Raw genomic sequence first — 25,181 nt, forward strand, 5'->3', positions numbered from 1 at the left:
GCAGGGACTCAATCATGCATAAGCACATCTTCGTCAATCTGGGCGTGCGCGACCTGAAGCGCTCGATGGACTTCTTCGGCCAGCTCGGTTTCAAATTCGACCCGAAATTCACCAACGACCAGGCCGCCTGCATGGTGCTGGGCGAGAACATGTACGCCATGCTGCTGACTTTGGACTTCATGCGCGGCTTCACCGACAAGGCGCTCGTGGACGCTCGCGAAAGCACCGAGGTGCTGACCTGCCTCTCGTGCGTCTCGCGCGAGGAAGTGGACACGCTCGTCGAAAAGGCGCTCGCGGCGGGCGGCACGTCGAAACGCCCGCCGATGGAGTGCGGCACCGACATGTACGGCCGCAGCTTCGAAGATCCCGATGGCCACATCTGGGAGCTGATGTACATGTCGCCCGCGGCGGTCGAAAAGGGCGCGCACGGCTCGTGACCGGCCCGCGCGAGCCTCAGGACACATTCACGGCGACGCGCCGCGCGGTCGAGGCCGTGTGGCGCATCGAGTCGGCGAAGGTGATCGCCCACGTTGCGCGCATCGTGCGCGATGTGGGCGTGGCCGAGGAAATCGCGCAGGACGCGTTCGTTGCCGCGCTGGAAAGCTGGCCCGAAAGCGGCATTCCCGAGAATCCCGGAGCGTGGCTCATGACCGCCGCGAAACATCGCGCGCTCGACCGGCTGCGTCGCGCGGCCTCCCATGCGCGCGCGCACGAGGCGATGGGTGCGGATCTCGAAGCGCTCGAAGCGCACTTCGCGCCCGACTTCGTGGACGCGCTCGACGCCGCGCGCGAGGACGAGATTGGCGACGATCTGCTGCGGCTCGTGTTCGTGGCGTGCCATCCCGTGCTGCCGAAAGAAGGGCGCGCCGCGCTCACGCTGCGCCTGCTCGGCGGCCTCACCACGACCGAGATCGCGCGCGCGTTCCTCGTGCCCGAGACGACCGTCGCGCAGCGCATCGTGCGGGCCAAGCGCACGCTCGCGGAGGCGAAAGTCCCGTTCGAAGTGCCGCGCCTCGCCGAGCTCGAGCCGCGACTTGCTTCGGTGTTCGAAGTGATTTACCTGATTTTCAACGAAGGCTATACGGCCACGGCGGGCGAGGACTGGACACGGCCCGCGCTCTGCGAAGAGGCGCTGCGCCTTGGCCGCATGCTGGCGGAACTCGTTCCGCTCGAGGGCGAGGCGCACGGCCTGGTGGCGTTGATGGAACTGCAGGCTTCGCGCCTGCCCGCGCGCGTCGACCGGGCAGGGCGCGCCGTGCTCCTCGCCGATCAGGACCGCAGGCGCTGGGACGCGCTGTTGATCCGTCGCGGGCTTGCCGCCATTGCGCGCGGCGCGGCTTGCGCAGGCGCGCCGGGCCCGTACGCGCTGCAGGCCGCGCTCGCGGCTTGCCATGCGCGAGCGCCGAGCGCGGCGGCGACCGACTGGGCGCAGATTGTCTCGATCTACGACGCGCTTCTGAAACTCGACGCCTCGCCCGTCGTGCGCCTGAATCGTGCAGTAGCGGTGGGCATGGCGCAAGGGCCGCAGGCGGCGCTCGATCTCGTCGATGCGTTGTGCGCAGAACCCGCGCTGCGCCACTATCCGTGGCTGCCGGCCGCGCGCGGCGATCTGCTCGAAAAGCTCGCGCGCCATGCCGAAGCGCGCATGGAATTCGAGCGCGCCGCCGCGCTCACGCAAAACGCGCGCGACCGCGAAGTGCTGCTGGCGCGGGCTGCGGCATGCGCGCCACGCACATAGGCATGTGCCACTGAGCGGCGCGCCCTTGCGCTTCTGAAATATCGGGGCACAACGCTTGCTACCTGTGCGCGCGGACCCACTCTCTTTGCGCAGTCCCGCGCGCAAGCCTGACGATGATTTCAAAGACGACGATTCTGGCCGTTTCGTGCTCGGCCTTGCTGGGCACGGCATGTGTGCATCTCGGCCCGACGCGCCTGCGCGCCGATCAGGTCGATTATGCGAGAGCACTCGGCGATGCAAAAAAGCGCAGCATACTCGCAGCGGTGGTCGGATTGCGCTACGGCGATGCGCCCGCCTTCCTCTCAGTGAGTTCGATCATCGCGGCGTATCAATTCGATTCGACGGCTGGCGCGACCGGCAATGTCGGTTCGGGCTCGCAGCCGAACTATGCGCTCGCGACCGGCAGCGTCTCCTGGTCGAACCGTCCGACCTTCACGTTCTCGCCGACCACGGGCGAAGCGTTCGCCAACGCGTACATCCGCCCGCTCGCGCCGGAACTCGTGATGCCGCTCGCCGAAGGCGGCATGCCGGTCGATCTGCTGCTGCGTATCGGTGCGCAATCGGTCGGCGGGCTGCAGAACGGCAGCGCGCTGGGCGGCGAGGACAGCGCGGGCTCGGCCGGCTTCTTCCAGTTGCTGCAGGCGCTGCGGCGCTTGCAACTGGCCGGCGAACTGAATGTGGAATCGCGCAGCGAAAACGGCAAGAACAGCGTGTTTCTCGCGCTCGGCGCGACGAACAGCGCGCAGTCGCCGCAAGTCTCGGCGGACCTGGCGCGCGTGCGAGAACTGCTCCATCTCGCGGCGGACACGCGCACTTACGAGATCGTCTATGGTCCCTCGGCGCAGGGCGGCAATCGCATTCCGATGGTGACGCGCTCGGTGCTCGGCATCCTCCAGAATATCGGCGCGCAGGTTCAGGTGCCGGACGCCGAAGTGCAGAGCGGCGCGACGAAACCGACCGTCGGGCTGATTGGGGGCGAAACGCGGCCGATCATCATCGTGCATCAGGGACCGAAGGCGCCCGCAGATGCTTATGTCGCGATCGACTACGACGGCACGGCGTACTGGGTCGAACGCGCCGACTTCGATTCGAAATACGCGTTCACGGTCCTGCAAAACCTCATGGCGCTCGCGGAAGCCGATACGAGCAGCAAGGCGCCGGTCGTGACGATTCCCGCTAACTAGCCCGCCTCGCTATGCAAAGCGCTTGCGCGCGAACATCGTCAGGTCGATGCGGCTCTCGCCTTGCGTGATGCGCTCGGCCAGCGCTTCGCCGATCGCGCTGGCGAACTTGAAACCATGCCCTGAAAAACCGGTCGCGATGTGCACGTTCGGGCAGGTGGGCACGCGGTCGATGATGAAATGCTCGTCGGGCGTCATGTCGTATTCGCAGGCGCGGCCCACGCGCAGCTTGCCCGCGCCCGGCAAATAGCGTTCGAGGAAGGCTTGCAGATCGCCGAGATCGGACGGCTCGGCGCCGAATGGCGCGAGCGGCGCATCCGCCGAAATGGGCTCGCCGGCATCGTGACGGCCCAGTTTCAGGCCGCTGCCGTCGAGATCGGGAAAGCCGTAAAAGCCGCCCACTTCCGAGGCGACGAAAAAGCCTGGGAAGCGCTCCGGCGCAAAGAGGCCGGGCTCGCCCTCGAACCACGCGAAGCTCTTGCGCACGCGCGTGACGGGAACCTCGAGGCCGAGCGGCGCGAGCAGATCGCGAGTCGATTTTCCGGCGCACACGATCAGGTCGCGGGCGGTGAACTTCTCGTTCTTGTCGGTCCAGACGTTGGCGCTTTCCCTCCCGTGGCACTCGATACGTGTGACGCGCGTATTCGTGCCGAGCGTTGCGCCAAGCGCGATCGCGAGTTCGCGGTAAGCGCTGATCGCCCGCTCGCAATAGAGCACGCCCGCGCCCGGTTCGAAGTTCGCAATCTGCTCCGGCTTGAGCCGCCACGCGGGCCAGCGCTTGCTGGCCGTGGCTGCGTCGAGCGTTTCAAGCGGGATGCCGTGGCTGGCGGCGCTCGCCTGCACCTCGCGCAAAAACGCGTCGCCGGGCGAGCCGATATTGACGACGCCCGTGCGCGTGAAAAGCGCCGTTTGCGTTTGCTGCTCCAGGTCTTCCCAAAGCGGCTGGGCGCGCAAGGCGAGCGGCACGTAAGCGGCACCTTCGCCGTAGGCGTGGCGGATGAGGCGCGTGCCGCCGTGATGCGCACCCTGATCGTGAGGCGGATCGCCGGCGTCGAGCAGCAGCACCTTGTTGCCGAGGCGGCTCAGATAGTAGCCGGCTGCCATACCCATCGAGCCTGCGCCGACGATGAGCGTGTCGAAATGTCGATTGCTTGCGTTGGTGTCCTGCATGGATGCCCCGTGCGCGCCACCGCGCGCGAACGTGTGCGCGCCCGCTCCCGCGGATCGGGACGGGCGCACCGTAAAGGGCATTCATTGTCGGCGCTTCCCCCGCGCCTGTCGAGCGAGGCCGGGTGCGTGCCGGATCAGGTTCGCTCGTGCGGCGGCAGGCTGAGGATGGCGTCGCGCTCGAGCCGGTCGAGCAGGCCGACAATGCGGTTGCGCTGGGTTGTAACCAGATCGTAGGTTTCGGCCACGGCTCGCAGGCGCTTGCGCCAGTAGGCGTAGTCGAAGCCGCTCACGGCGGCGTCGCCGTTGTGGGCGTAGTACTGGACCATGCGCTCGACGTGGTCGAGCTGCGTGTCGGCCAGCGCCGCCGGCAGAAGCCCCGCGGCCTTGTGAGGCGCGGGTTTGGCTAGTGTGCTCATGTTTTTTTCGGTTCTCTCAGGTCGCCTTTACGGCTGCACGGCACGGACAGGCGCATTCCTGGCATACGAAATGCCGCGCATGGCTTGCCTCAACTCCCCCGGCAGGCAAAGCAATGCGGAATGCAAGAATCCGGACCATCGACGGGCCAGCCGCCGCAGGAGCGGGCCGACTCGCCTCGTCGTGGCGCAAATTTACCGCGCTTTTCCGGGGCGGCTTGACCGTGCGTCTCAGTTTCCGGCGCGGTGGCGCGCAGTGGCGGGTTTGCCGCGCGGCATGCGCTCAGGCGCGCGCGCGCCGCTTGCGCGGCCCCGTGGACATGCGCGTGACCAGTTCGGGCGGCGGCCCGAGCACCATCGGCGGCTGCTGGTCCGGTTCGTCGATCAGCCGGATCAGGCTGCGGATCGACAACTCGGCCACGGCCTCGGTCTGGATCGCAACGGTGGTAAGGGCGGGGCGCATCTGATGAGCGAGCTGAATGTCGGTGATGCCGATCACGGAGACATCGTCGGGCACGGCGCGGCCCATGCTGACCAGCGCCTGAATCGCGCCAATCGCGAGCAGGTCGTTGGTCGCGAAGATCGCGCTCACGCGAGGGTGCCGGGCGAGCAATTCGTGGCAAGCCGCGTAGCCGGAGTCGATCGAGTCGCGCACCTGCATCTGCGCCACGTTTGCAGTATTCACGCCGCCTTCGCGCAAGGCCGTTCGGAATCCTTCCGAACGTGCGTCCTGCAAGCCGCCGCAACCGTCGCCGATCAGCATGGCGATGTTTCGGTGTCCCAACTCAAGCAGATGCTGCGCGGCGAGCGCACCGGCGCGCGCGAAGTCCACCGCTACGCACGGCAGCACCGGGGGATTCTCGGGGTGCTCCCACATCGCCAGCAGAATGGGGCCGTTGTGCATGGCCGAAATGCACAGTTCGTTCATGGCGATGTCGGTGTTCATCACGAGCACGCCGTCCGCAAAGGTGCCCGCGATCTGGTTCAGGTAGGCGCGGCCAATTTGTGCGTCGTCGTCGGTGTTGCAGACCATGAGGAAGTGGCCCGCCTTGCGCGCGGCGCGCTCGGCGGCGAGCACGAACTCGGGGTAGAACGGGTTGGAGATGTTCGAGAGCATCAACGCGAGCGTGGACGAGCGCCCCTGCGCGAGCGCGCGCGCATTGAGGTTGGGCCGGTAGCCCAGCTCGGCGATGGCCTGCAGCACGCGCTCGGCCGTTTCGGGGCGGACCTTCTCGCGGTTGCGCAGCACGTTCGAGACGGTAGCCGCCGTAACGCGTGCGCGCCGCGCGACTTCTGACAAGGTAACCATGTAGGACCTTTCCCACATTTAGGGAAGATGATTCAGATGTTGCAATGCTGCGGCCGGGTTTGCTACTTTTCTCCCACAACATCAACGGAGACAACGAATGCGCGATTATGCCGGATTCGAATTTAAGCGGTTAAATGCCCGCTGTGCAAGGGCTGCGTGCTGTTTTCCGCGCAAAAATTTAAGCGCTTAAATTTCGAGGCGAGAACATGGCGACGATACAGCTCTCGGGCGTCGGCAAACGCTACGGCGATCACCCGCCGGTGGTCCGGCGCGTCGATCTCGACATCGGGCATCACGAGTTTTGCGTGTTCCTCGGGCCTTCCGGCTGCGGCAAGTCCACGCTGCTGCGCATGATCGCGGGTCTCGAGGAATTGACCGAAGGCGAACTGCGCATCGGCTCGCGCGTGGTGACGGACGTGCCAGCCGCAGAACGCGGCGTGGCGATGGTGTTCCAGAGCTACGCGCTCTTTCCCCACATGACGGTGTTCGACAACATCGCGTTCGGCCTGAAGATCGCGAAGGTGCCGAAGGCCGAGATCGAGCGCCGCGTGCGCGACGCCGCGCGCAGCCTGCAACTGGAGGCGCTGCTCGACCGGCATCCCAAGGCGTTGTCGGGTGGGCAGCGGCAGCGCGTCGCCATCGGCCGCGCGATCGTGCGCGAGCCTGGCGTGTTTCTGTTCGACGAGCCGCTTTCCAACCTCGACGCCGCGCTGCGCAGCCACACGCGTATCGAGATCGCGCGCCTGCACCAGCGCTTCACGGATGCGAGCGTCGTGTATGTCACGCACGACCAGGTCGAGGCGATGACGCTCGCCGACCGCATCGTGCTGCTGCACGCGGGCGCCGATATGGAGCGCTACGGCAGCGTGGCGCAAAGCGGCGCGCCGCTCGATCTCTATCACCATCCCAAGTCGCGCTTCGTGGCCGGGTTCATCGGCTCGCCGCGCATGAACTTCATCGAGGCGAGCGTTGACTCGGTGGACGAAGAGGGCGTGCGCGTCACGCTCGAGGGCGGCGAGAAGCTCAACGCCGGCGTGGACGGCCGCGGCTTGCAGCGCGGCCAGCCGGTCACGCTGGGCGTGCGCCCCGAGCATCTGCGGCTCGACGGCGATGACCAATCGATTGCGTGCGCAACGGTGCTTGCCGAACGGCTGGGCGAACATAGCTATCTGCATGCGGATCACGTAGCCGGCACACTGGTCGCCAAAGCGCCGGGCGATTCGCCCATCGGTGTGGGCGAGCGCATTCGCGTGCATGTGCCGCCGCAGGCGTGCCATCTGTTCGACGCCGAGGGCGTAGCGCTGCGCCGGCTCGCGGCAGCGCACGCGCCGGCGCTGGCCTGATTTCGTTATACCCCGCCGATAGAGCGGGTCACCAGGTCTGGCGGCGCGAAAGCCGTCAGTCGACAAAGGCAGTCCAACAGCATGTTGGATGGATCGACATAGGAGACAAAAGATGTTTTCTAATCGCTTGAAAACGTTCGGTTCGCTGGCCCGCGCCTCGGCCGCCGTCGCGATCGTTGCGGCGACGGCGTTCACGAGCATGGCCGCCGACGCCGGAACGCTCACCGTCAACGTCTCGGCGCGCGCCAACCAGCGCTCGACATGGCAGGACGCCTTCGACAAGTTCCAGAAGGCGAACCCTGACGTCAACCTCAAGGTCTCCTATATAACGGAGGAAGCCTACAAGGTGCAGATGGGCGGCTGGCTCGCGACCGATCCGCCCGACGTGGTGTCGTGGCACGACGGCGAGCGCATGGCCTATTACGCCGAGCGTGGCCTGCTCGAAGACCTTTCGCCGGACTGGGCCAAGAACGGCTGGAACGAGCAGTACGCGTCGGTGAAGGGCGCGTCTACCTGGAACGGCAAGCAGTACGCCGCGCCGTTGGGCTATGACGCCTACGGCTTCTTCTATCGCAAGGACCTGTTCGCCAAGGCGGGCATCAAGTCGGAGCCGAAGACCTTCGACGAGCTGCTGGAAAGCTGCAAGAAGCTCAACGCCATTGGCGTGGCGCCCATTGCCGTGGCCGCGCGCGACAGCTGGACGCTCGCTGCGTGGTTCGACTATCTGGACCTGCGCATCAACGGCAATGAGTTCCATCAGCAGTTGATGGCCGGTCAGATTCCCTATACCGATCCGCGCGTGAAGAAGGTGTACACCACGTGGAAGACGCTGATGGACAACCATTGCTTCATGGAAAATGCGCTGTCCTACGACGTGGATTCGATTGCGCCAGTGCTCGTGAACGGCAAGGCGGCGATGATGCTGATGGGCACGTTCTTCTCGGCCAGCTTCCCGGCGAACATGAAACAGGACGTGGGCTTCTTCCGCTTCCCCATTATCGATGCCAACGTGCCGACGGCCGAAGACGGTCCCGTGAACGTGCTGCTGATTCCGGCAAAGGCCAAGAACAAGGCCGATGCGCGCCGACTGCTCGCCTTCATGGAAACGCCCGCGATCAACGCCGACCTCGCGCACGGCTGGGGGCAACTGCCTTCGAACAACAAGGCGGCGGAGCCTGACGATCCCATCTCCAAGGTGGGCTTCCAGACGCTCGCGAGCACGCGCGGCGGCATCGCGCAGTTCTACGACCGCGACATGCAGAAGGAAATGGCCGACGAAGGCATGAAGGCCATGCAGCAGTTCTACAGCGACCCGTCGCAGCTCGATACGCTGCTCGCGCGCCTCGAAACGACGCGCCAGCGCATCTATCACAAGTAAGGCCGCGGTGCGGCCGGCGCATTGCGCCGCCGGCCGCACCTTCTTCGATCACCGGCGAGACTTCACCATGTCCGATACCTTGGCGCGCCCCATTGGGGCGGCGCGGCCGCGTCGCGCCTCTACGGTGCGGCGGCAACAGAATCGTGCCGCGCTGTTTTTCCTGCTGCCGGGCTGCGCGCTTTTTACGCTGTGCGTGGTTTATCCGATCATCAGCAGCATCACGCTCAGCTTTTATAACTGGGACGGCATGACGGCGAAGACCTTCGTCGGCCTCGCCAACTACGTCGAACTGTTCCATACCGACACGTTCTATACCGCGCTCAAGAACAATCTGCTGTGGCTCGTGTTCTTCCTGCTCGCGCCGCCGCTCGGTCTCGTGTTCGCGCTCTATCTGAATCAGCACGTGCGCGGGATACGCGCGGTGAAGTCGCTGTTCTTCGCGCCGTTCGTGCTTTCGGGTGTGGTGGTGGGCCTCGTGTTCTCGTGGTTCTACGACCCGACCTTCGGTCTGCTGAAGATGATCGTCGGGCACGGCATACCCGTGCTGGGCGACCCGAAGCTCGTGACGTTCGGCATTATCTTCGCAGCGCTTTGGCCGCAAACGCCGTTCTGCATGATTCTGTATCTCACGGGCCTCACGGGCATCAACCCGGAGATCGTGGAAGCCGCGCGCATGGAAGGCGCGAAGGGCTGGCAGCTTTTCTGGCACGTGGTGCTGCCGCAGCTTCGCCCGGCCACGTTCATGGCCATTGTGCTCACGGTGATCGGCGCGCTGCGCAGCTTCGACCTGATCGCCGTGATGAGCGGCGGCGGGCCGTTCGACAGCTCCACCGTGCTTGCTTACTTCATGTACGACCAGGCGATCAAGTATTACCGCGAAGGCTATTCGGCAGCGATTGCCGTCGTGCTGTTCGCCATCATGCTTGTTTATATCGTGTTCCATTTGCGCCGCATGCTGCGCGAAGAACGCTGATTTTCAGGGAGTTTTCGCCCATGTATCCGCTTCCCGTCGATCGCTGGAAACCCGCGAATCGCGCGCTGTACAAGATCTCGCTGCCCATTGCGCTCGTCATCTGGCTGCTGCCCATGCTGGCGGTGCTCGTCACGTCGATTCGGTCTACCGAGGAATTGCAGCAGGGCGACTACTGGGGCTGGCCGAAGCACTTCGCCTTGCTGGAGAACTACGGCGCGGCGCTCACGCAAACGCCTATGCTCCATTACTTCGCAAACAGCGTGCTGATCACGGTGCCTTCGGTGATCGGCGCCATCGCGCTCGCTTCGATGGCGGGATTCGCGCTCTCCACGTATCGGTTTCGCGGCAACACGGCGGTGCTGTTCGCCTTCGTTGCGGGCAATTTCGTGCCGATCCAGATCCTCATGATCCCAGTGCGCGACATGGCGCTGCGTGTTGGGCTCTACAACACGGTGTGGGCGCTCATCATTTTCCACGTGTCGTTTCAGACCGGATTTTGCACGCTGTTCCTGCGTAATTTCATCAAGCAACTGCCATTCGAGCTGATCGAGGCCGCGCGCGTGGAAGGCGCGAGCGAATGGGCCATTTACTGGCGCATCGTCATGCCGCTCGTGCGGCCGGCGCTCGCTGCGCTCGGCATTCTCGTGTTCACGTTCGTCTGGAACGACTACTTCTGGGCGCTGTGTCTCACTCAGGGCGACGACGCCGCGCCGATCACGGTGGGCGTGGCGGCACTGAAGGGGCAGTGGACCACGGCCTGGAATCTCGTGGCGGCGGGCTCGGTGCTTGCGGCGCTGCCGTCGGTGCTGATGTTCTTCGCCATGCAGAAACATTTTGTCGCGGGGCTTACCTTCGGCGCGAGCAAGGGCTGAACGAGCTCGCTCGCTGCCGAAGGCCATTTTTTATCTAATTCGTATTACTGAAGTTATTCCGAGGCGGATTGTCACTCATGCAAATCGGTGTCTGCTACTACCCTGAACAATGGCCTCGCTCGATGTGGGCCGACGACGCGCGCCGCATGGCCGAACTCGGCATCACGTACGTGCGCATTGGCGAGTTTGCCTGGAGCCGGATGGAGCCGCGCGCGGGTGTCTATGAGTGGGCGTGGCTCGACGATGCGATCGAAACGCTCGCGGCCCGTGGCCTGAAGATCGTGCTCGGCACACCCACGGCCTCGCCACCGAAATGGCTCGTCGACGCGACGCCCGATATGCTCCCCGTGCGTGCCGATGGCACGCCCTGGAACTACGGCTCGCGCCGCCACTACGACATTGCGAGCGAGGCCTATCGCGCGCATTGTGTGCGCATTACGGAGGCAATGGCGCAGCGTTACGGCGCGCATCCGTCCGTGGTCGCATGGCAGACCGACAACGAACTGGGCTGCCACGACACCGTGCCGAGCTGGTCGAACGCCGCGCAGCGCCGCTTCCACGCATGGCTCGCAAAGCGCTACGGCACGATCGAAGCGCTCAACGAGGCATGGGGCAACGTGTTCTGGAGCATGGAGTACCCATCGTTCGAAGCGGTGGGGCTGCCCGTGCGCACGCCGACCGACGCCAACCCGGCGCATCATCTGGACTTTCGCCGCTACATGTCCGACGAAGTCGCGAGCTTTCATCGCGAGCAGGCGGAGGTGCTGCGCCGCCACGCGCCGAACGCGGATGTGCTGCACAACTTCATGGGCTTTTTCACGACCTTCGACCACTACCGGTTCGCGGCGGACAAGGCCATCGACGTGGCGACGTGGGACAGCTATCCGATCGCGCGCACTGAAGCGATCGGGCTGCCGGAAGCGGATAAAGCCCGCTACGCACGCACCGCGCATCCCGATGTTTCCTCATTCGACCACGACCGTTACCGCACGATAGGCGGCGGACGCTTCTGGGTGATGGAGCAGCAGGCGGGGCCGGTGAACTGGGCGCCGTGGAACCCGGTGCCCGCGCCTGGCATGGTGCGCCTGTGGGCTTATGAAGCGTTCGCGCACGGCGCCGAACTCGTTTCGTACTTCCGCTGGCGGCAGTGCCCGTATGCGCAGGAGCAGATGCATTCGGGCCTTAATCTGCCGAACAACGAGCTTTCTCCTGGCGGCCGCGAGGTGGAGCAGGCCGCGCGCGAGATCGCGGCGAGCGAAGCGTTGCGCACGCTCGCGCCAGCGGCGCGCGGCCAGGTGGCGCTCGTATTCGACTACGAAACACAGTGGATGTTCGAAATCCAGCGCCACGGCGCGAGCTTCGACTATCAAACGCTTGCGTTCGACTACTACAGCGCGCTGCGCGAACTCGGGCTCGATGTCGAAATCGTCTCGCAGCACGCGGATCTCTCGGCGTACCGGCTCGTGGTGGTGCCGTCGCTGGCCGTGATCGACGACGCCTTCGTCGATCAGATCGAGCGCAGCGACGGGCTCTGGGTGTTCGGGCCGCGCAGCGGCTCGAAGACCGCGCACTTCGCGATTCCCGGCGATCTCCCGCCGGGCGCGTTGCAGCGCGTGCTGCCCGTGCAGGTGCTCGAAGCCGAATCGCTGCGTCCCACGCTCGCGCCAGCCGTCACGTTAGGCGGCGTGCAGGGCGAGGCATTGCATTGGCGGGATCATGTGCGCGCCAACGGCGCCACGCGCGTTCAGGCGCAATTCGAAGACGGCTGGCCCGCGTTGCTCTCGCATGGTCGTGTGCGTTACGCCGCTGCGTGGCTCACGCGCGAACTGCATCTCGCCATGCTCGACGAAGCCGCGCGCAGTGCAGGCCTTGAAACGCAGCGTTTGCCCGAAGGCATGCGCCTGAGTCGACGCGGTGGCTTGTGCTTCGCCTTCAACTTCGGCGAGCAACGTGCGCAGGCTCCAGCGCCCGAAGGGGCGGAGTTCGTGCTGGGAGCGCGCGAGCTTGCGCGAGGCGACGTGTGCGCGTGGCGCGAAAGCGCGCAGAGCCGAAGCTAGCCAGAAAGAGAGCATGTTCCGCGTCGCTCGAACCCGCGGCGCGGAACACGTGCACTAACGTCAGAACAGATGCCGGATGCCGATGCTCGCACCCACCGTCGAGCCGGAGACTTCGAAGAGCGCGTTGTTGATCGACAGGCCCGTGTCCATGCGCCCGTGATTGTTCACGTAGCCCACCTGGCCGTAGAGCGTCGTTCGCTTGGAGAGGAAGAACTGCACGCCGCTCGATGCCAGGAGCGAGTGATTGCTGCCGTCGTTGCCGTCGCGGGTGTACCAGACGCCCGCATCGACGTCGAGGTAGGGCGTGATCATATAGCTCAGTCCGCCAGAGTAGACGCTGTTATCGAAGGACTGCGCCACCTTGTATAGCGCATACGACGCGGAGATCGTGAGCGAGTTCGGGAAGCGGTAGCTCGCGCCGATCGTGCGGCCCACGAACTCCACGGTGCTCGGCACCGGCGTCGTGGCGGCGCTGCCTCCGGCGTTGCCGCTGTAGAGAGCGCCCGTGAGCGTGAAGCCAGCAATGTGGTAGCGCAGGCTCGCCGAATACTGGCGTCCCGCCTGGAAGTCGCCCGCTGCGCCGCCCATGGCGAACATGCCCATCGCCTGAATGCCGGCGATTTCCGGCGACGTATACGTGATCGCGTTGCTGTTGAAGAGGCCGGTCACGTACACGTTGTTCACGTAGCTCACGAGGCCGCTGCCGAAGTACGACATGCCGCGCGGGTCTGTCTGGTACAGCGAGAGGAAAAACGGTGAGTACTGCAAACCGGCCTTGACCGTACCGTAGGGGCTTTCCATGCCGACCCACGCCTGACGCCCGAAGAAGTTGCCGTTGGAGTTGCTGAACTTGCCGTTCGCCATGCTAATACCGCTTTCAAGCGCGAATACCGCACGCATGCCGCCGCCCAGGTCCTCGGCGCCGCGCATGCCGAAGTTCGAGCCGGACATGCCGCTGTCCGTGAAGGAGAACTGGTGACCGGCGTTCTGGCCCGTCAGTGTATTCATCGTATGGCTTGTATAGAGAAGGGACGCGTCGACGATGCCGTACAGCGTGACGCTGCTCTGCGCGCTCGCGACACCTGCCGCGCCCATCAAACCGGCCGCTGCGAGGCAGCGCACCAGTCGTTTCATGCCGAGGTTGTCGCGTTTTAACATTTCGTCATCCTTAGTGTTATTTATGGATTGAGATCGATGCTGACAGGGTGTGGCTGACGCTTCAGGCAATGCTCAAGGCAAAATCGCAGGAAAAACTTTGGGCGACAGGTGGCCGGGGTCCCTTGCGGGACCACACGAAATCGGGAAAAGCGGGGAGTACTACTCGAGGGACTGCGCTCCGGCGCGGCGGCCGGGATCCTCTCGCTCGCGCAGGAGCAGCGTGGGCGAACGCGTGGTCATCGTGGGCCTGCGGCAAGGCATGAGCCGGATTGAATGCGCGTTCACCGATCGTGTCTCCCCAGACGAGAGGTGTGCAGCGTTGACGGAATGCTACGTTCGATGGAGGCTATTTTTGTACGACCGTGCGGAATCTGTCATCCTGGGAGAAACGATCACTTTTCTGCATAAAATTGATACGCACCGTGCATGTTTCTGCACGCGAGCGCCAACCTCACCCCGCCGGGTTCTCCTCATCCTGCGGCGGCGCGCTCCCCGCGGGCGCGCCCAGAATGCTGACCTGGAAAACCGCTGTGCCCGCAAGCGATTCGAGGCTCGGGTCTTCGGGATAGCTCAGCATCAACGGGAGGATGACCGAGCCGCCTATTACGGCGCGGCGACTGTTGTCGGCGGGGCGCAGGCCCCACACGTCCTGATAGACGAGCGGCACCGTCTTGCCGTCGCGCTCGGTGTTGCCGAGATACAGCATCACGTGGCCGCCTATATAGATGAGCGTGCGCATGGGCGCGCCGTGCTGCACGAGCCAGTCGAGGCGTTGCGCGGGCGTGGACGCCGAAAGGTCGGTCATCGCGCCGGCGTTCATTTGCGTGGACGAATGACGCGGCAACCACACGCCGAACGTTGCGAAAATGCTCTGCAGTTCCGCCGAGCAGTCGTTGTCGAAGTTCGTGTTGCCCCAGCCGTACGGGCGGCCGATCAGCGCTTTCATTAGTTGCGCGAGATGGCGCGGCGTGGCCGCGAGCGGTGCGGGAACGATTGCGTTCGAATCGAGCGCCGCCGTGCGGATCGCCGCGCGGCCGTTGATGTCACGGGCCGGCACGAGCACTTCGCCCGGCGTTGCGCCCGAAGCGGCCCGCAGCGGCAGCAGCGTGCCGGCGGGCGCTTCGAAGCGGAACACGCCGCCGTCGTCGCGCAGCGCGGCGGAGGCCGCCACCACGACGCCGAGCGACTGGTGTGCCGCCGCGCGCCACTTCGAAACGAAGGCCTCGTCGACGCTCGCCACGCCGTCGCTGCGCACCCAGCCCTGCACGTCCGGCGTCTGCACGTAGCGCCAGGCGCCGTCGGCGCTCGTGCCGAGCACGTAGAGCGGCGTGCCCGGCCGCACGGCGCTCACCTGCAGGTTGTCGAAGGGGTAGCCTTCGCCCGCGATGCGATGCGAATAGAACGACGGGTCGAGGGTGGGCAACTCGCGCACGTACAGCGGCGTCGTGGCAATCGCGCGGCGCGTGGCGTCGTAGCCGCTGGCCTGTTCGAACTGGTTGACGTTGGCGTTGCGCTCGATGGCGTCGATCCACGCCTTCGTGTGCGGCCGGAAATTCATGCCGTAGCCAAGGCGACGCGGCTCCTTGCCGGTGTTGTCGAACCAGGCGAGGCGGCGCGTTTGCAGCGCGGCGATGTCGCTGCCGCCGTCGCGATACACGCGCTGCTCGACAAACACGCGATTCCACGGCGAAGGATCGTTCGGACCCGCACCGAAATAGCGCGCGACGAGCGCATCGAATTGCGCGCGCTGGACTTCCGGCGAAAGGAAGGGCTTGTCGTACTCGGCGCTGGCCGGATCGATCCAGTGATCGACGTTCTGGTCGTAGTGCTCGATGGGGAAGAGCGTGACCGTATCGGGCGGGAGCGTTTGCGCGGCTTGCGTGTGCGAAGCCGGCCCGGTTGCGCACCCCGGCAGCACGCATGCGGCGGCTAGCGCCAGTGCGAGGATGCGGGCGCGCGGAGTGCGGGCGAAAGCGGAAAGGCGGATGGAAGAATCGAGGGCGGAGCGCATGGGCGAGCGGGCGGTTCGACAACCCGTGGATCATACAGGACCCGCTACCGCTCGCCCTCGATCAAACGATCACTGCTCGATCTGCCGGTTCCAGCGCGAGTCCCACTGCGCGCGGTGCTCGTTGATGACGTCCCAGTCCACCACGGTCACCTTCTTCACGAGCTGGTCGAGATTGCCGAGGCTCTTTTGCATGTCGGGCGGCATGGTCGCGTTCTGGTTGGTCGGAATCTGCTTGCCGGCGGCAGCCGCCTTGCTTTGCGCGGGCGCCGAAAGCAGGAACTGCGCGAGCTTTTGCGCGAGTTGCGGGTCGGGATTGTTCTTCACGACGCACAGGTCCACGAGCAGCAGCACGGCGCCTTCCTTCGGGTTGGCGTAGGCCACGGGCAAGCCCTTGTCCTTCAGGTCGCCCACCGCCGTGGGCGTGAGCGGGAAGATGCCGGCCTCACCCGTCTGGATCATCTCGGAGAGCTTGGCCGAGTTCGGAATGTATTCGACGACATTCGGCCCCACCGTGCTCGCCCACTTCGTGAAGCCCGGCTCGACGTTGGTCTCGCTGCCGCCCATCAGACGGTTGATGGCGAGAAAGCCGTGCAGACCGAAGGTGCTGCTCGAAGCCGACTGGAACACCACCTTGCCTTTGTATTTCGGATTGGCGAAATCGAGCCACGAAGTAGGCGGCGCCCAGCCTTTATCCGCGAAGAGCTTCGTGTTGTAGCCAATGCCCGTCATGCCCAGTTGCACGCCAGCGCCCACGTCGCCCTTCATGCGCGCAAACGGATACAGCTCCTTGAGCACGGGCGAATCGTCGAGCTTTTCGCACACACCCATGCTCACGGCGCGCGCCATCACGCCGTCGTCGAGAAAGGCGACATGCATCTGCGGGCTGTTGCGGTTGGCGAGGAGCTTCGCGAGCACGTCGGAGGAGGTGCCGGGCACGACCACCACCTTCACGTTGTTGGCCTTTTCGAAGTCGGGCAGGACCTGGCTCGTGTAGGCCTTTTCCATCGGGCCGCCGTTCATGCCGACGTAGATCGTCTTCGTTTGCGACCAGGCGCTGGCGGAGAAGCCAACGGCGACGAGTGCGGCTAGCGAGACCAGGGTGCGTGTGAATTTCATCGTTGGGACTCCTTATTTGATTGGGAGAGCGTCATGAACGGAAGACTGCGCGAAGCGGCCGATAGCGAACGCTTCGATGGGCGTGCTCGTCGCGCCTTGCGTGACGAGTTCGGCGAGGACTTCGCCAACGCCTGGCGCGAGCAAAAAGCCGCCGCCGGAAAAGCCGAAGGCGTGCAGCAGGCGCGGCGTGGTGTTGCTGAAACCGATGATGGGGTTGTTGTCCGGCGTTTCGCCTTCCACGCCGCTCCAGGTGCGGATGAGCAGCGCGTCGCGCAAGCCGGGCAGCAGCGCGCAGGCGTCGCGCATGACGGCGCGCGTGGTGGCGGTGGAGGGCTGCGCGTATTCGCCGTCGCCGTGCCCGCGCCCGCCGCCGATCACGCAGTTGCCGCGCTCCACCTGGCGCGCGTACACGCCGCCGCCATACACGCCCAGGTTGTGCTGGATGAAGCGCGGCAGCGGTTCGGTCACCCACATGTTCGGGTAGATCGGCTTCATCGGCACGGTTTCGCCGAACGCGCCCGCCACGGTATTGGCCCAGGCGCCCGACGAGTTGATGAGCCAGTCGGCGCTGATGCGCTCGTTGCCCGCGCGCATCTGGAAACGCCTCCCGTCGAAGCTCAGGTCGCTGAGCGCGGTCTGCTCCTGCACGTGCGCGCCGGCGCGGCGCGCCGCTGCCGCGAAGCCCGGCGAGACGAGACGCGGATTCGCATGGCCGTCGCTCGCGCAGAGCGCACCGCCAATGGCGGCCTTACCGAGCCACGGGTAGCGGCGGCGAAATGCTTCACCGCTCATGACCTGCGATTCCACGTCGAAATCGCGCGCCATAGCGGCCCACGCATGCAGGGCCTCGAGGTCGCTGTCGCGGCGCGCGAGGCGCAAGTGCCCCGAAACGACGAATTCGCCGTCGATGCCGATCAGTTCGGGCAAGCGGCTCCACACGCGCCGGGCGCGCACCGCGAGCGGCAGTTGCTCGGCGCTGCGGCCATGCGTGCGCACGCCGCCATAATTCACGCCGCTTGCCTGCGCGCCGCAAAAGCGCCGCTCGAACAAGCCGACGCTCACGCCCTTGCGCGCGAGCGCGAGCGCCGCCGATGCGCCGACGAGCCCGCCGCCCGCAATCACAACCTGGAAGTGGCGCGTGTCACTCATCGTGGGCTTCCTCCTCGATGACCTGCACGCCGTCGTCGAACAGCATCGGCGAAATGGGAATCGGCTTGATGGGCGCCTGGCTGCGCAAGCGGCCCACTTCGTGCAGTGGCTTGCCGGTTTCGGCGCTCAGCAGCGCCATCGCGGATTCTCCGCACATGCGCCCCTGGCAGCGCCCCATGCCGATGCGCGTGAGCGCTTTCAGGCGGTTGACCTCGGTGGCGAACCCGTTGCGGATGCAACTACGCAGCGTGCCCGCATCGACTTCCTCGCAGCGGCAGACGGTCAGATCGTCGGGCCAGTTGGCTGCGCAGTTCGCCGGTGGGGCGAACGCTTGTTCGATGCCCACGCGAAAGCGCGTAATGCGCGCGAGGCGCTTTTCGAGCGTCGCCGCATCAGGCAAATTCGTATCGTGCAGCGGCGCTTTAGTGCCCATGTCTTCGAGTACGGCAAGTGCTGCGCGGCGGCCCGCAAGTTCGGCGGCATCGGCGCCTGCAATGCCCGCGCCGTCGCCGGCGAGGTAGACGCCCGCCACGGAACTGCGGCCCGCCGCATCGCGTTCGGGCAGCCAGCAGCGGTTGAGGGCGTCGAAGGCGAAGCGGCAGCCCGCGAGATCGGCGAGCTGGGTTTCGGGCCGCAGACCGTAGCCGAGCCCGACGGCATCGCAGGCGAGTGCGTGCTCCTTGCCGTCGTTTGAGTGCCAGCGGATGTATTGCACAGCCTCGTCGCCTTCGATGGCTTCGAGCGAAACGCCATGCTCTATGCGCACGCCATGCGCTTTGAGCCACGTGACGTAATAAACGCCCTTGGCGAAAGTACCCGGCTGGTTGAGCAGCTTCGGCACGGCGGCGGCCTGGCGCGCGAACGGGCTCGTGTCGAGCACGGCAGCGACCTGCGCGCCCGCTTTCGCATATTGGTAGGCGACGAGGTAGAGCAGCGGCCCGGTGCCGGCGAACACGGTGCGTTGCCCAATGGCGCAGCCCTGCGCCTTCAGCGCGACCTGCGCGCCGCCGAGCGTATACACGCCTGGCAGCGTCCAGCCGGGCAGCGGCACGATGCGGTCTGTCGCGCCGCTCGCGATGATCAGATGCGACCACGGTACGCTCGCTTCGCGGCCCTCGCGCAAGGTATCGAGCCGCCCTGGCTCGCACGACCAGGCCAGCGTGTCAGGCCGATAGTCGATCTTCGGGAGCAGTTCGGCCATGGCGCTATGCACTGCATCGGCCTTCTTCGCCTCGAAGCCGTAGAGCGCGGCCTTCGTACGCGAGAAGCCCGCGCCGGCAGCAGGCTGGCGATAGATCTGGCCGCCCCAGCGCGCGTTTTCGTCGATCACGGTGGGGCGCAGTCCCGCGGCCACGAGCGTTTGTGCGGCGCGAATGCCGGCCGGTCCCGCGCCGACGATGACAATGCGAGGAGGCTTGTTCGCACTCATTGCGCACCTCCGTCAATAATTTCGACATCCGAACTAATCCGCGTCAGCACGCGCATGCCTTCTCGCAGCGGCGTGGAGCAGGCGCGCAGGCGCGTGCCGTCCTCGCTGCGTACCCAGCAGTCCTGACAAGCGCCAATCAGGCAGAAGCCAGCGCGAGGTTCCGTGCTGAACTCGCTCGTGCGCACGTGCCGCTGGTGCGTGAGGATCGCGGTAAGAAGCGTATCGCCCGCGAGCGCCTTGACTTCGACGCCGTCTAAAACGAAGGAAACGCTCGCGCGCGCGGTCTCGGCAACGCGGACGAACTGGGCAAGGGGAAGCGGCGTGACGGTGCTCATGGAAGTTCAGTGGCGCGGCAGCAGGAATCGAAAGAGGCGGGCGGCGTTCAATGCTGCCCGATCAGAATGCGGTTGAGCCCGTACACGCGGTCGAGCAGGAACATCGCACCGGCCGTGATGAAAATGACGAGCGCGGAAACGGAGGCCATCATCGGGTCGATCGACTCGGTCGCGTACATGTACATGCGCACGGGCAGCGTGACGGTTTGCGGCGAGGTCACGAAGATCGACATCGTCAGTTCATCGAAGCTGTTGATGAACGCGAGCAGCCAGCCCCCCGTGATGCCGGGCACGATCATCGGCAGCGTGACGCGGCGGAAGGTGGTCCACGCATTCGCGCCGAGCGACGCGGCCGCATGCTCGATGCTGCGGTCGAGACCGCTCACTGAGGCGAGCACGAGCCGCATGACGAACGGCGTGATGATGATCATGTGCGCGAGGATCAGCCACGCGAACGAGCCGGTCGCGCCGATCAGCGCGAAGAAGCGCAGCAGCGCGATGCCCAGCACGAGCCCCGGAATCACGAGCGGCGACAGCAGCAGCGCGTTGAGAAAGCCGCGGCCCGGAAAACGTGCGCGTCCAATCGCCAGACCCGCGGGCAACGCGATGACGAGCGAGAGCGTGGCCGAGGCGAATGCGAGCTTCAAGCTATTGAAGAACGCGGTGATGAAGTCGGGGTAGTCGAGAATCGCGCGGAACCAGCGCAGCGAGAAGCCGTGTGTGGGAAGCGTCAAGGTTTCGTCGGGCGTGAAGGCCACGAGAACGACGATGACGAGCGGCGCCAGCACGAACAGAATGACGAAACTGTGGAACGTGAGGGCGAGCGGTCCGTTTTTGCGCATGATGTTGTGTCCTTAGCCCATGCTGCGCGCGTAGCGCCGTTCGAGCACGCGGTAGTAGGTGAGCATCACCACGAGATTGGCGACGAGCAGCAGCACGGCGATGGTCGCGCCGAGCGGCCAGTTCATCGAGCTGAGGAACTGGTCGTACACGGCGGTAGCGGCCACTTTGAGGCGCCGGCCGCCCAGCAGGCCAGGAATCGCAAAGGCGCTTGCCGAGAGGCCGAACACCATCAGGCTGCCCGAGAGAATGCCGGGCATGAGTTGCGGCAGCACGATACGGCGCATGGTGGTGAAGGGCGACGCCATCAGCGAAAGCGCCGCATTCTCGGTTTGCGGATCGAGCCTTTGCAGCGCGGTCCAAACGGGAATCACCATGAACGGCAGCATCACATGCACGAGCGCGATGACGATGGCGAAGGTCGTGTATTCGAGCTTGAAGGGGCCCGCGCCGAACAGGCCGAAGAACTGGTTCACGAGACCGTTCGTGTTGAGCAGCATGCTCCAGCCGAACGCGCGCACCACGACCGAAACCAGCAGCGGCGCGAGGATCACGAGCAGGAAGAGCGAGCGCCACGGGTCGCGCATGCGCGAGAGGATGTACGCCTCGGGCGTGCCGATCACGACGCACAGCAGCGTGGTGAGCGCGGCAATGCCGAAGGTGCGCAAAAAGATCGTGTGAAAGTACGACGAACCCAGCACCTCTGCGTAGTTGTGCAGATCGAATGCGGCGATGGGGCCGCTCATCGGATCGAAGCGGTAGAACGTGAGCGCGAAGGTCATGGCGAGCGGCACGAGCACGAGCGCGGCGAACAGCAGCAGCGCGGGCGCGCTCATGAGCCACAGCGGCATGTATGCCTGCCAGCCCGCGCGCATCGCGGCGCGCGGCGCGCGTTGAGAAGCGGGAAGCGTGCTAGACACGGGCGCCCTCCTGATGAATGAAGCGGATCGCGTCGCTATGCCAGTCGATGCCCACCTGCTCGCCTTCGGCAAGCGGTTCCTTGCCCTCGTTCTGGCAGCACACCAGCATCTCTCCTGCGCGGCTGTCCAGGCGGTAGAGCCACTGGCTGCCGAGAAAGAAGCGGCTCGTCACGCGCCCAGCAAGACGGCCTGAGCCATGCGCGCACAACTTGAGCTTTTCGGGCCGAATGCAAAGCGTAATGGCGTCGCCCACGCCAACCGAGCGCCCGCGCTCAGGCAGTTGCGCGGTCGAGCCCGTTTCCGCGAGATCGTTGCCGAGGTCCACGCGGATCGTGTCGCCCTCGCGCGCGACGATGCGGCCCGCGAGCATGTTGGCCTTGCCGATGAACTGCGAGACGAAGTCGTTCTCGGGCCGCTCATACGCGCGATAAGGCGTGTCGACCTGCGTGATGCGGCCGCTTTCCATCACGACCACGCGGTCGCTGATCGAGAGCGCTTCCGACTGATCGTGCGTGACCATCAGCGTGGTCGTGCCGATCTTGCGCTGAATGGCGCGCAATTCGAACTGCATGTCTTCGCGCAGCTTGGCGTCGAGATTGGACATCGGCTCGTCGAGCAGCAGCACGGGCGGTGCGATCACGATGGCGCGCGCGATTGCTACGCGCTGGCGTTGGCCGCCCGAAAGCTCGCGCGGGAAGCGGTGCGCGTAGGCGTCGAGGCGCACGAGCGCGAGCGCCTCGCGAATGCGGTCGCGGCGCTCGGTTTTGTCCACGCCGCGCATTTCGAGCCCGAAGCTCACGTTCTGCTCCACGCTCATGTGAGGAAAGAGCGCATAGCTCTGGAACACGATGCCGAGGCCGCGCTTGTTCGGCGGCATGTGCGTGATGTCGCGCCCGTCGAGCGCGATGCGCCCGCGCGTGGTTTCCACGAAGCCGGCGATCATCTGCAGCGTCGTGGTTTTCCCGCAGCCCGAGGGGCCGAGCAGCGAGACGAATTCGCCTTTTTCCACCGACAAATTGACGCCGGTGACCGCCTGAAGGTCGCCGAACGATTTCGATACATCGGTCAGGGTGAGGAACGACATGGTGTGGTCTTCCAGTGCTTGGGTTGCGCCGGCGCTCGCTGAGTGGATGGCGGCGCATGGCGTTGAACCGACTGTAGCTAGCCAAATTTTTGGTCGTCAATTTAAAATTCCATCAAGCGATAGAAATCTGGCTTATATTCCGTTTGATGGAATGTGGAGGCGCAGTGACCTGTTGATTATTTCATCGCGTGAACTTCGGGATATCCCTGAATGATCCCGCCACAAGCAGGGCGACGTGTGGCGCCGCAGCAGTTCGAGCCGCACGCGAATTCGTACAACCATTGCGCGGATATTCCGCTGAGTGGAATAAATTGAGGTCGATATGACGGCAGTGGACGAGAAAAGTGGAACGCCGGCCGACGACGCGCGCGGCGCGGGCGTGTTGCAGCGCGCCTTCGCGGTGATCCGCGCACTGGGCGTAAGCCAGGCGGAGGGCAGTCGCGTGACCGCGCTCGCCAAGGCAGTGGGGCTGACTCAGGCCACCGTGCACCGGCTGCTTCAAGGGCTGATCGCCGAGGGCGTGGTCGAGCAGGACGAAGGCACCAAACGTTACCGGCTGAGCGTGGATTTTTTTGCGCTCGCGGCGCAGGCGGGCAATCCCAGCGGCATGCGCACGCTGTGCCGTCCCGCGTTGCTGCGTCTGTGTGCGAGCCTTGGCGACACGATTTTCCTGCTCGTGAAAAGCAGCTTCGACGCGGTTTGCCTCGATATGTGCGAAGGGCCGTTCCCGATCCGCTCGTTCACGGGCGATATCGGCGGGCGCGTGGCGCTGGGCGTGGGCCAGGGCAGCCTTGCCATTCTCGCGTTCCAGCCCGAGGCCGAGCGCGAAGAAATCATTCGTTTCAACGTGCCTCGCTTGCGCAGTTACGGCGTGCTGGACGAGGTGTATCTGCGCACGGAGATCGAACGCGTGCGCAAGCTCGGCTACGCGGGGCGCAATACCGGCGTGCTCGAAGGCATGGCGGGGGTGGCCGTGCCGATTCTGGACCAGAACGGTTGCGCTGTGGGCGCACTGAGCGTGGGCACGCTGGCTGCTCGTTTCACTGAAGACCGGTTGCCCACCATCGTCGAACTGCTCAAGCGGCAGGCCGAGGTCATCGGGCCGCAAACGAACCCGTTCGACGTGGCGGTGCGCCGCCCCATGCACGGGCTTACGCGAGCGATGACGACGCAACCATTGGCTTGAGCCATGACGGGTCGCGATTGCTCAGATCAAATGGATTCCTAACTAAATCAGCTAATCGCGAATCGTTCTCGTTATGCGTTCGGCGCGTGGACGGTCCTGTAGATTCCGTCTGCAGATTGAGACGATGCTGCAATGCAAAACCGAGCAGTATGGTCGGACAAAAATCTACCAGGGAGATAACCCAACCGCATACGGCTTGGTTTTGGCGTAAACCGGCAGGGTGCTATTCGTAGACTGAAGGCGGTGTGCGAAGGGCAGTTCGCCGCGAGGGAGTGTTGCAGTCCGTCGCTGCGCGAGCAGGTGAACCAGGAAAAGAAAACAGAAGCGCTCGAAGCGCCGTCTTGCGCGCAGTCTCGCAAGACCTGGGAGGGATAAGACTGCCTGCCACGTGAACTGTCACATTGAGTACACGCCGTTGCCATGCCGACTCGCAGTCATTGAGGAGCGTGGGCGCCGGGGGAGGGTGGGGCGCATGTGCGACCCGCGGCGCTTGCAGTCAGAATATATCGGTGATCGATGACGACCATAAACGACCGGACGTTGCCCGTTCTCGAGGCACCGGCAGCGACTGTTGCGCCGGTGCCGGTACGCGCGGCGCCTTCGATCTTTCACGAGCGCTGGTGGCTCGATATCGCCACGCAAGGCAACTGGAAGCTTGCGGTGGTGAAGCAGAACGACGAAGTCATCGGCGAGATGCCGTACGCGATGCAGCGCACGCGCCTGTGGCGTGTCTCGCATCTGCCGCCTCTCACGCGCACGCTCGGCCCGGTCATCAAGTCCGTGACGGGCAGCGAGGCCCGCCAACTGCATCATGAACTCGACGTCACTGGAAAGCTGATCGAGCAGTTGCCCGAGTGCGACAGTTTTTTCCAGGTGCTCGACCCGCGCATTGACGACGCGCTTGCGTTCGCGCTGCATGGCTTTACGGTGTCGGCGCGCTACACCTTCCGCATCGACCGGAACACCACGCTCGACGAAGCATGGATACGTTTGAACAGCAAGACGCGCAACGTGATCCGCAGCGCATCGCGTGAACTGACTGTCGTGCCGGAACTCACGCCCGACGAGTTTATTGCGTTCTACGAAGCGAATCTCGCGGCACGATCGCGTACCAATGCCTATGGAGACGAAGTCATGCGCGACCTCGTCAACGCGTTCGTCGAGCGCAAGGCCGGGATGCTGCTCGGCGCCTATGGGAAGGGTGGGCAGCTCGTGGCGGCGGTCGGTCTCGTTTGGGACCATCAGGCGATGTATTACCTGCTCTCGTCGCGGGCGCAGGACGCGCACAGCGGCTCGATCAGCCTGCTGCTGTGGACCGGCATTGGCCGGGCGCTTGAGCGCAAGCTCACGTTCGACTTCGACGGTTTTTCGAGCCCGTCGACATTCAGCTTCCTCAATGGGTTCGGTGCGACGCTCACACAACGGCTGGGCGTCGAGCGCCATGCCACGGTTTATCTGCTGATGCGTACGCTCAAGCGGAAATTCGCGCCGGGGCGCGTGTTCGCCCCCAATCTCTGAG

The 25,181-nt window shown here is 65.1% G+C and carries 23 protein-coding genes; 11 read left to right on the forward strand and 12 right to left on the reverse strand.

Going from position 1 to position 25,181, the window contains the following annotated elements; genetic code table 11:
• Window positions 1–14 precede the first annotated feature (14 nt).
• From VSR72_RS24325 to VSR72_RS24335, 3 genes are all read left to right on the forward strand, one after another.
• Window positions 15–437, forward strand: coding sequence for a VOC family protein (locus VSR72_RS24325; RefSeq protein WP_342954896.1), 423 nt, complete (start codon window positions 15–17; stop codon window positions 435–437).
• Window positions 434–1,738: a sigma-70 family RNA polymerase sigma factor gene (locus tag VSR72_RS24330; protein WP_342954897.1), complete on the forward strand. Its 1,305-nt coding sequence runs from the start codon at window positions 434–436 to the stop codon at window positions 1,736–1,738. Before VSR72_RS24325 ends, VSR72_RS24330 begins: the two co-directional genes overlap by 4 nt.
• A 113-nt stretch (window positions 1,739–1,851) precedes the next feature.
• Complete coding sequence (locus VSR72_RS24335) at window positions 1,852–2,922, forward strand: hypothetical protein (protein ID WP_342954898.1); 1,071 nt, start codon at window positions 1,852–1,854, stop codon at window positions 2,920–2,922.
• Between the two features lie 9 nt (window positions 2,923–2,931).
• Here the strand turns inward: VSR72_RS24335 and solA are convergent, their stop codons facing one another.
• From solA to VSR72_RS24350, 3 genes are all read right to left on the reverse strand, one after another.
• The gene (solA, locus tag VSR72_RS24340; RefSeq protein ID WP_342954899.1) at window positions 2,932–4,089 is read right to left on the reverse strand and encodes an N-methyl-L-tryptophan oxidase; all 1,158 of its coding nucleotides are present in this window, start codon (window positions 4,087–4,089) and stop codon (window positions 2,932–2,934) included.
• 134 nt (window positions 4,090–4,223) lie between these two features.
• Window positions 4,224–4,505 (reverse strand): hypothetical protein, encoded by a 282-nt coding sequence (locus VSR72_RS24345; protein ID WP_342954900.1) that lies wholly within the window; start codon window positions 4,503–4,505, stop codon window positions 4,224–4,226.
• Between the two features lie 280 nt (window positions 4,506–4,785).
• Window positions 4,786–5,811 carry a LacI family DNA-binding transcriptional regulator gene (locus VSR72_RS24350; protein WP_342954901.1) on the reverse strand — a complete coding sequence of 342 codons (1,026 nt, stop codon included), beginning with the start codon at window positions 5,809–5,811 and terminating at the stop codon, window positions 4,786–4,788.
• 206 nt (window positions 5,812–6,017) lie between these two features.
• Between VSR72_RS24350 and ugpC the strand changes: the two genes are divergently transcribed.
• The 5 genes from ugpC (at window position 6,018) to VSR72_RS24375 (ending at window position 12,434) form a co-directional block, all read left to right on the forward strand.
• Window positions 6,018–7,154: a sn-glycerol-3-phosphate ABC transporter ATP-binding protein UgpC gene (gene ugpC, locus VSR72_RS24355; RefSeq protein ID WP_342954902.1), complete on the forward strand. Its 1,137-nt coding sequence runs from the start codon at window positions 6,018–6,020 to the stop codon at window positions 7,152–7,154.
• A 112-nt stretch (window positions 7,155–7,266) separates the two neighbouring features.
• On the forward strand, window positions 7,267–8,532 hold the full coding sequence (locus VSR72_RS24360; protein WP_342954903.1) for an extracellular solute-binding protein: 1,266 nt from the start codon (window positions 7,267–7,269) through the stop codon (window positions 8,530–8,532).
• A gap of 67 nt (window positions 8,533–8,599) precedes the next feature.
• Window positions 8,600–9,505, forward strand: coding sequence for a sugar ABC transporter permease (locus tag VSR72_RS24365; RefSeq protein ID WP_342954904.1), 906 nt, complete (start codon window positions 8,600–8,602; stop codon window positions 9,503–9,505).
• A 20-nt stretch (window positions 9,506–9,525) separates the two neighbouring features.
• Window positions 9,526–10,377: a carbohydrate ABC transporter permease gene (locus tag VSR72_RS24370; protein ID WP_133187218.1), complete on the forward strand. Its 852-nt coding sequence runs from the start codon at window positions 9,526–9,528 to the stop codon at window positions 10,375–10,377.
• 77 nt (window positions 10,378–10,454) lie between these two features.
• Window positions 10,455–12,434: a beta-galactosidase gene (locus VSR72_RS24375; RefSeq protein ID WP_342954905.1), complete on the forward strand. Its 1,980-nt coding sequence runs from the start codon at window positions 10,455–10,457 to the stop codon at window positions 12,432–12,434.
• A 60-nt stretch (window positions 12,435–12,494) separates the two neighbouring features.
• Here VSR72_RS24375 and VSR72_RS24380 read toward each other — a convergent pair whose 3' ends face one another.
• From VSR72_RS24380 to VSR72_RS24420, 9 genes are all read right to left on the reverse strand, one after another.
• Entirely contained in the window at window positions 12,495–13,568 is a 1,074-nt protein-coding gene (locus tag VSR72_RS24380) for a porin (RefSeq protein ID WP_342955012.1), read from the reverse strand.
• Window positions 13,569–14,043: 475 nt separating this feature from the next.
• The gene (locus VSR72_RS24385; protein WP_342954906.1) at window positions 14,044–15,603 is read right to left on the reverse strand and encodes an SH3 domain-containing protein; all 1,560 of its coding nucleotides are present in this window, start codon (window positions 15,601–15,603) and stop codon (window positions 14,044–14,046) included.
• Window positions 15,604–15,672: 69 nt separating this feature from the next.
• Window positions 15,673–16,719 carry an ABC transporter substrate-binding protein gene (locus VSR72_RS24390; protein WP_342954907.1) on the reverse strand — a complete coding sequence of 349 codons (1,047 nt, stop codon included), beginning with the start codon at window positions 16,717–16,719 and terminating at the stop codon, window positions 15,673–15,675.
• Between the two features lie 12 nt (window positions 16,720–16,731).
• Window positions 16,732–17,868 (reverse strand): FAD-binding oxidoreductase, encoded by a 1,137-nt coding sequence (locus tag VSR72_RS24395; RefSeq protein WP_342954908.1) that lies wholly within the window; start codon window positions 17,866–17,868, stop codon window positions 16,732–16,734.
• Complete coding sequence (locus VSR72_RS24400) at window positions 17,861–19,297, reverse strand: NAD(P)/FAD-dependent oxidoreductase (protein WP_342954909.1); 1,437 nt, start codon at window positions 19,295–19,297, stop codon at window positions 17,861–17,863. The genes VSR72_RS24395 and VSR72_RS24400 overlap by 8 nt, the downstream gene beginning before the upstream one ends.
• Window positions 19,294–19,632: a (2Fe-2S)-binding protein gene (locus VSR72_RS24405; RefSeq protein WP_342954910.1), complete on the reverse strand. Its 339-nt coding sequence runs from the start codon at window positions 19,630–19,632 to the stop codon at window positions 19,294–19,296. Before VSR72_RS24405 ends, VSR72_RS24400 begins: the two co-directional genes overlap by 4 nt.
• 47 nt (window positions 19,633–19,679) lie before the next feature.
• Window positions 19,680–20,474, reverse strand: a complete 795-nt coding sequence (locus VSR72_RS24410) for an ABC transporter permease (RefSeq protein ID WP_342954911.1) — start codon at window positions 20,472–20,474, stop codon at window positions 19,680–19,682.
• A gap of 12 nt (window positions 20,475–20,486) precedes the next feature.
• Window positions 20,487–21,347, reverse strand: coding sequence for an ABC transporter permease (locus tag VSR72_RS24415; protein WP_342955013.1), 861 nt, complete (start codon window positions 21,345–21,347; stop codon window positions 20,487–20,489).
• Between the two features lie 37 nt (window positions 21,348–21,384).
• A complete protein-coding gene (locus tag VSR72_RS24420) occupies window positions 21,385–22,476 on the reverse strand; it encodes an ABC transporter ATP-binding protein (protein ID WP_342954912.1) in 1,092 nt (363 codons plus the stop codon).
• On the opposite strand from VSR72_RS24420, the gene VSR72_RS24425 reads away from it, so the two are divergent.
• From VSR72_RS24425 to VSR72_RS24435, 3 genes are all read left to right on the forward strand, one after another.
• Window positions 22,475–22,690 carry a hypothetical protein gene (locus tag VSR72_RS24425; RefSeq protein ID WP_342954913.1) on the forward strand — a complete coding sequence of 72 codons (216 nt, stop codon included), beginning with the start codon at window positions 22,475–22,477 and terminating at the stop codon, window positions 22,688–22,690. The genes VSR72_RS24420 and VSR72_RS24425 overlap by 2 nt on opposite strands.
• A 108-nt stretch (window positions 22,691–22,798) precedes the next feature.
• On the forward strand, window positions 22,799–23,662 hold the full coding sequence (locus tag VSR72_RS24430; RefSeq protein WP_342954914.1) for an IclR family transcriptional regulator: 864 nt from the start codon (window positions 22,799–22,801) through the stop codon (window positions 23,660–23,662).
• A 516-nt stretch (window positions 23,663–24,178) separates the two neighbouring features.
• A complete protein-coding gene (locus VSR72_RS24435) occupies window positions 24,179–25,180 on the forward strand; it encodes a GNAT family N-acetyltransferase (protein ID WP_342954915.1) in 1,002 nt (333 codons plus the stop codon).
• The last annotated feature ends 1 nt before the right edge of the window (window position 25,181 follow it).

It is taken from the genome of Paraburkholderia sp. JHI869 (assembly GCF_038900775.1).
GTDB lineage: Bacteria > Pseudomonadota > Gammaproteobacteria > Burkholderiales > Burkholderiaceae > Paraburkholderia.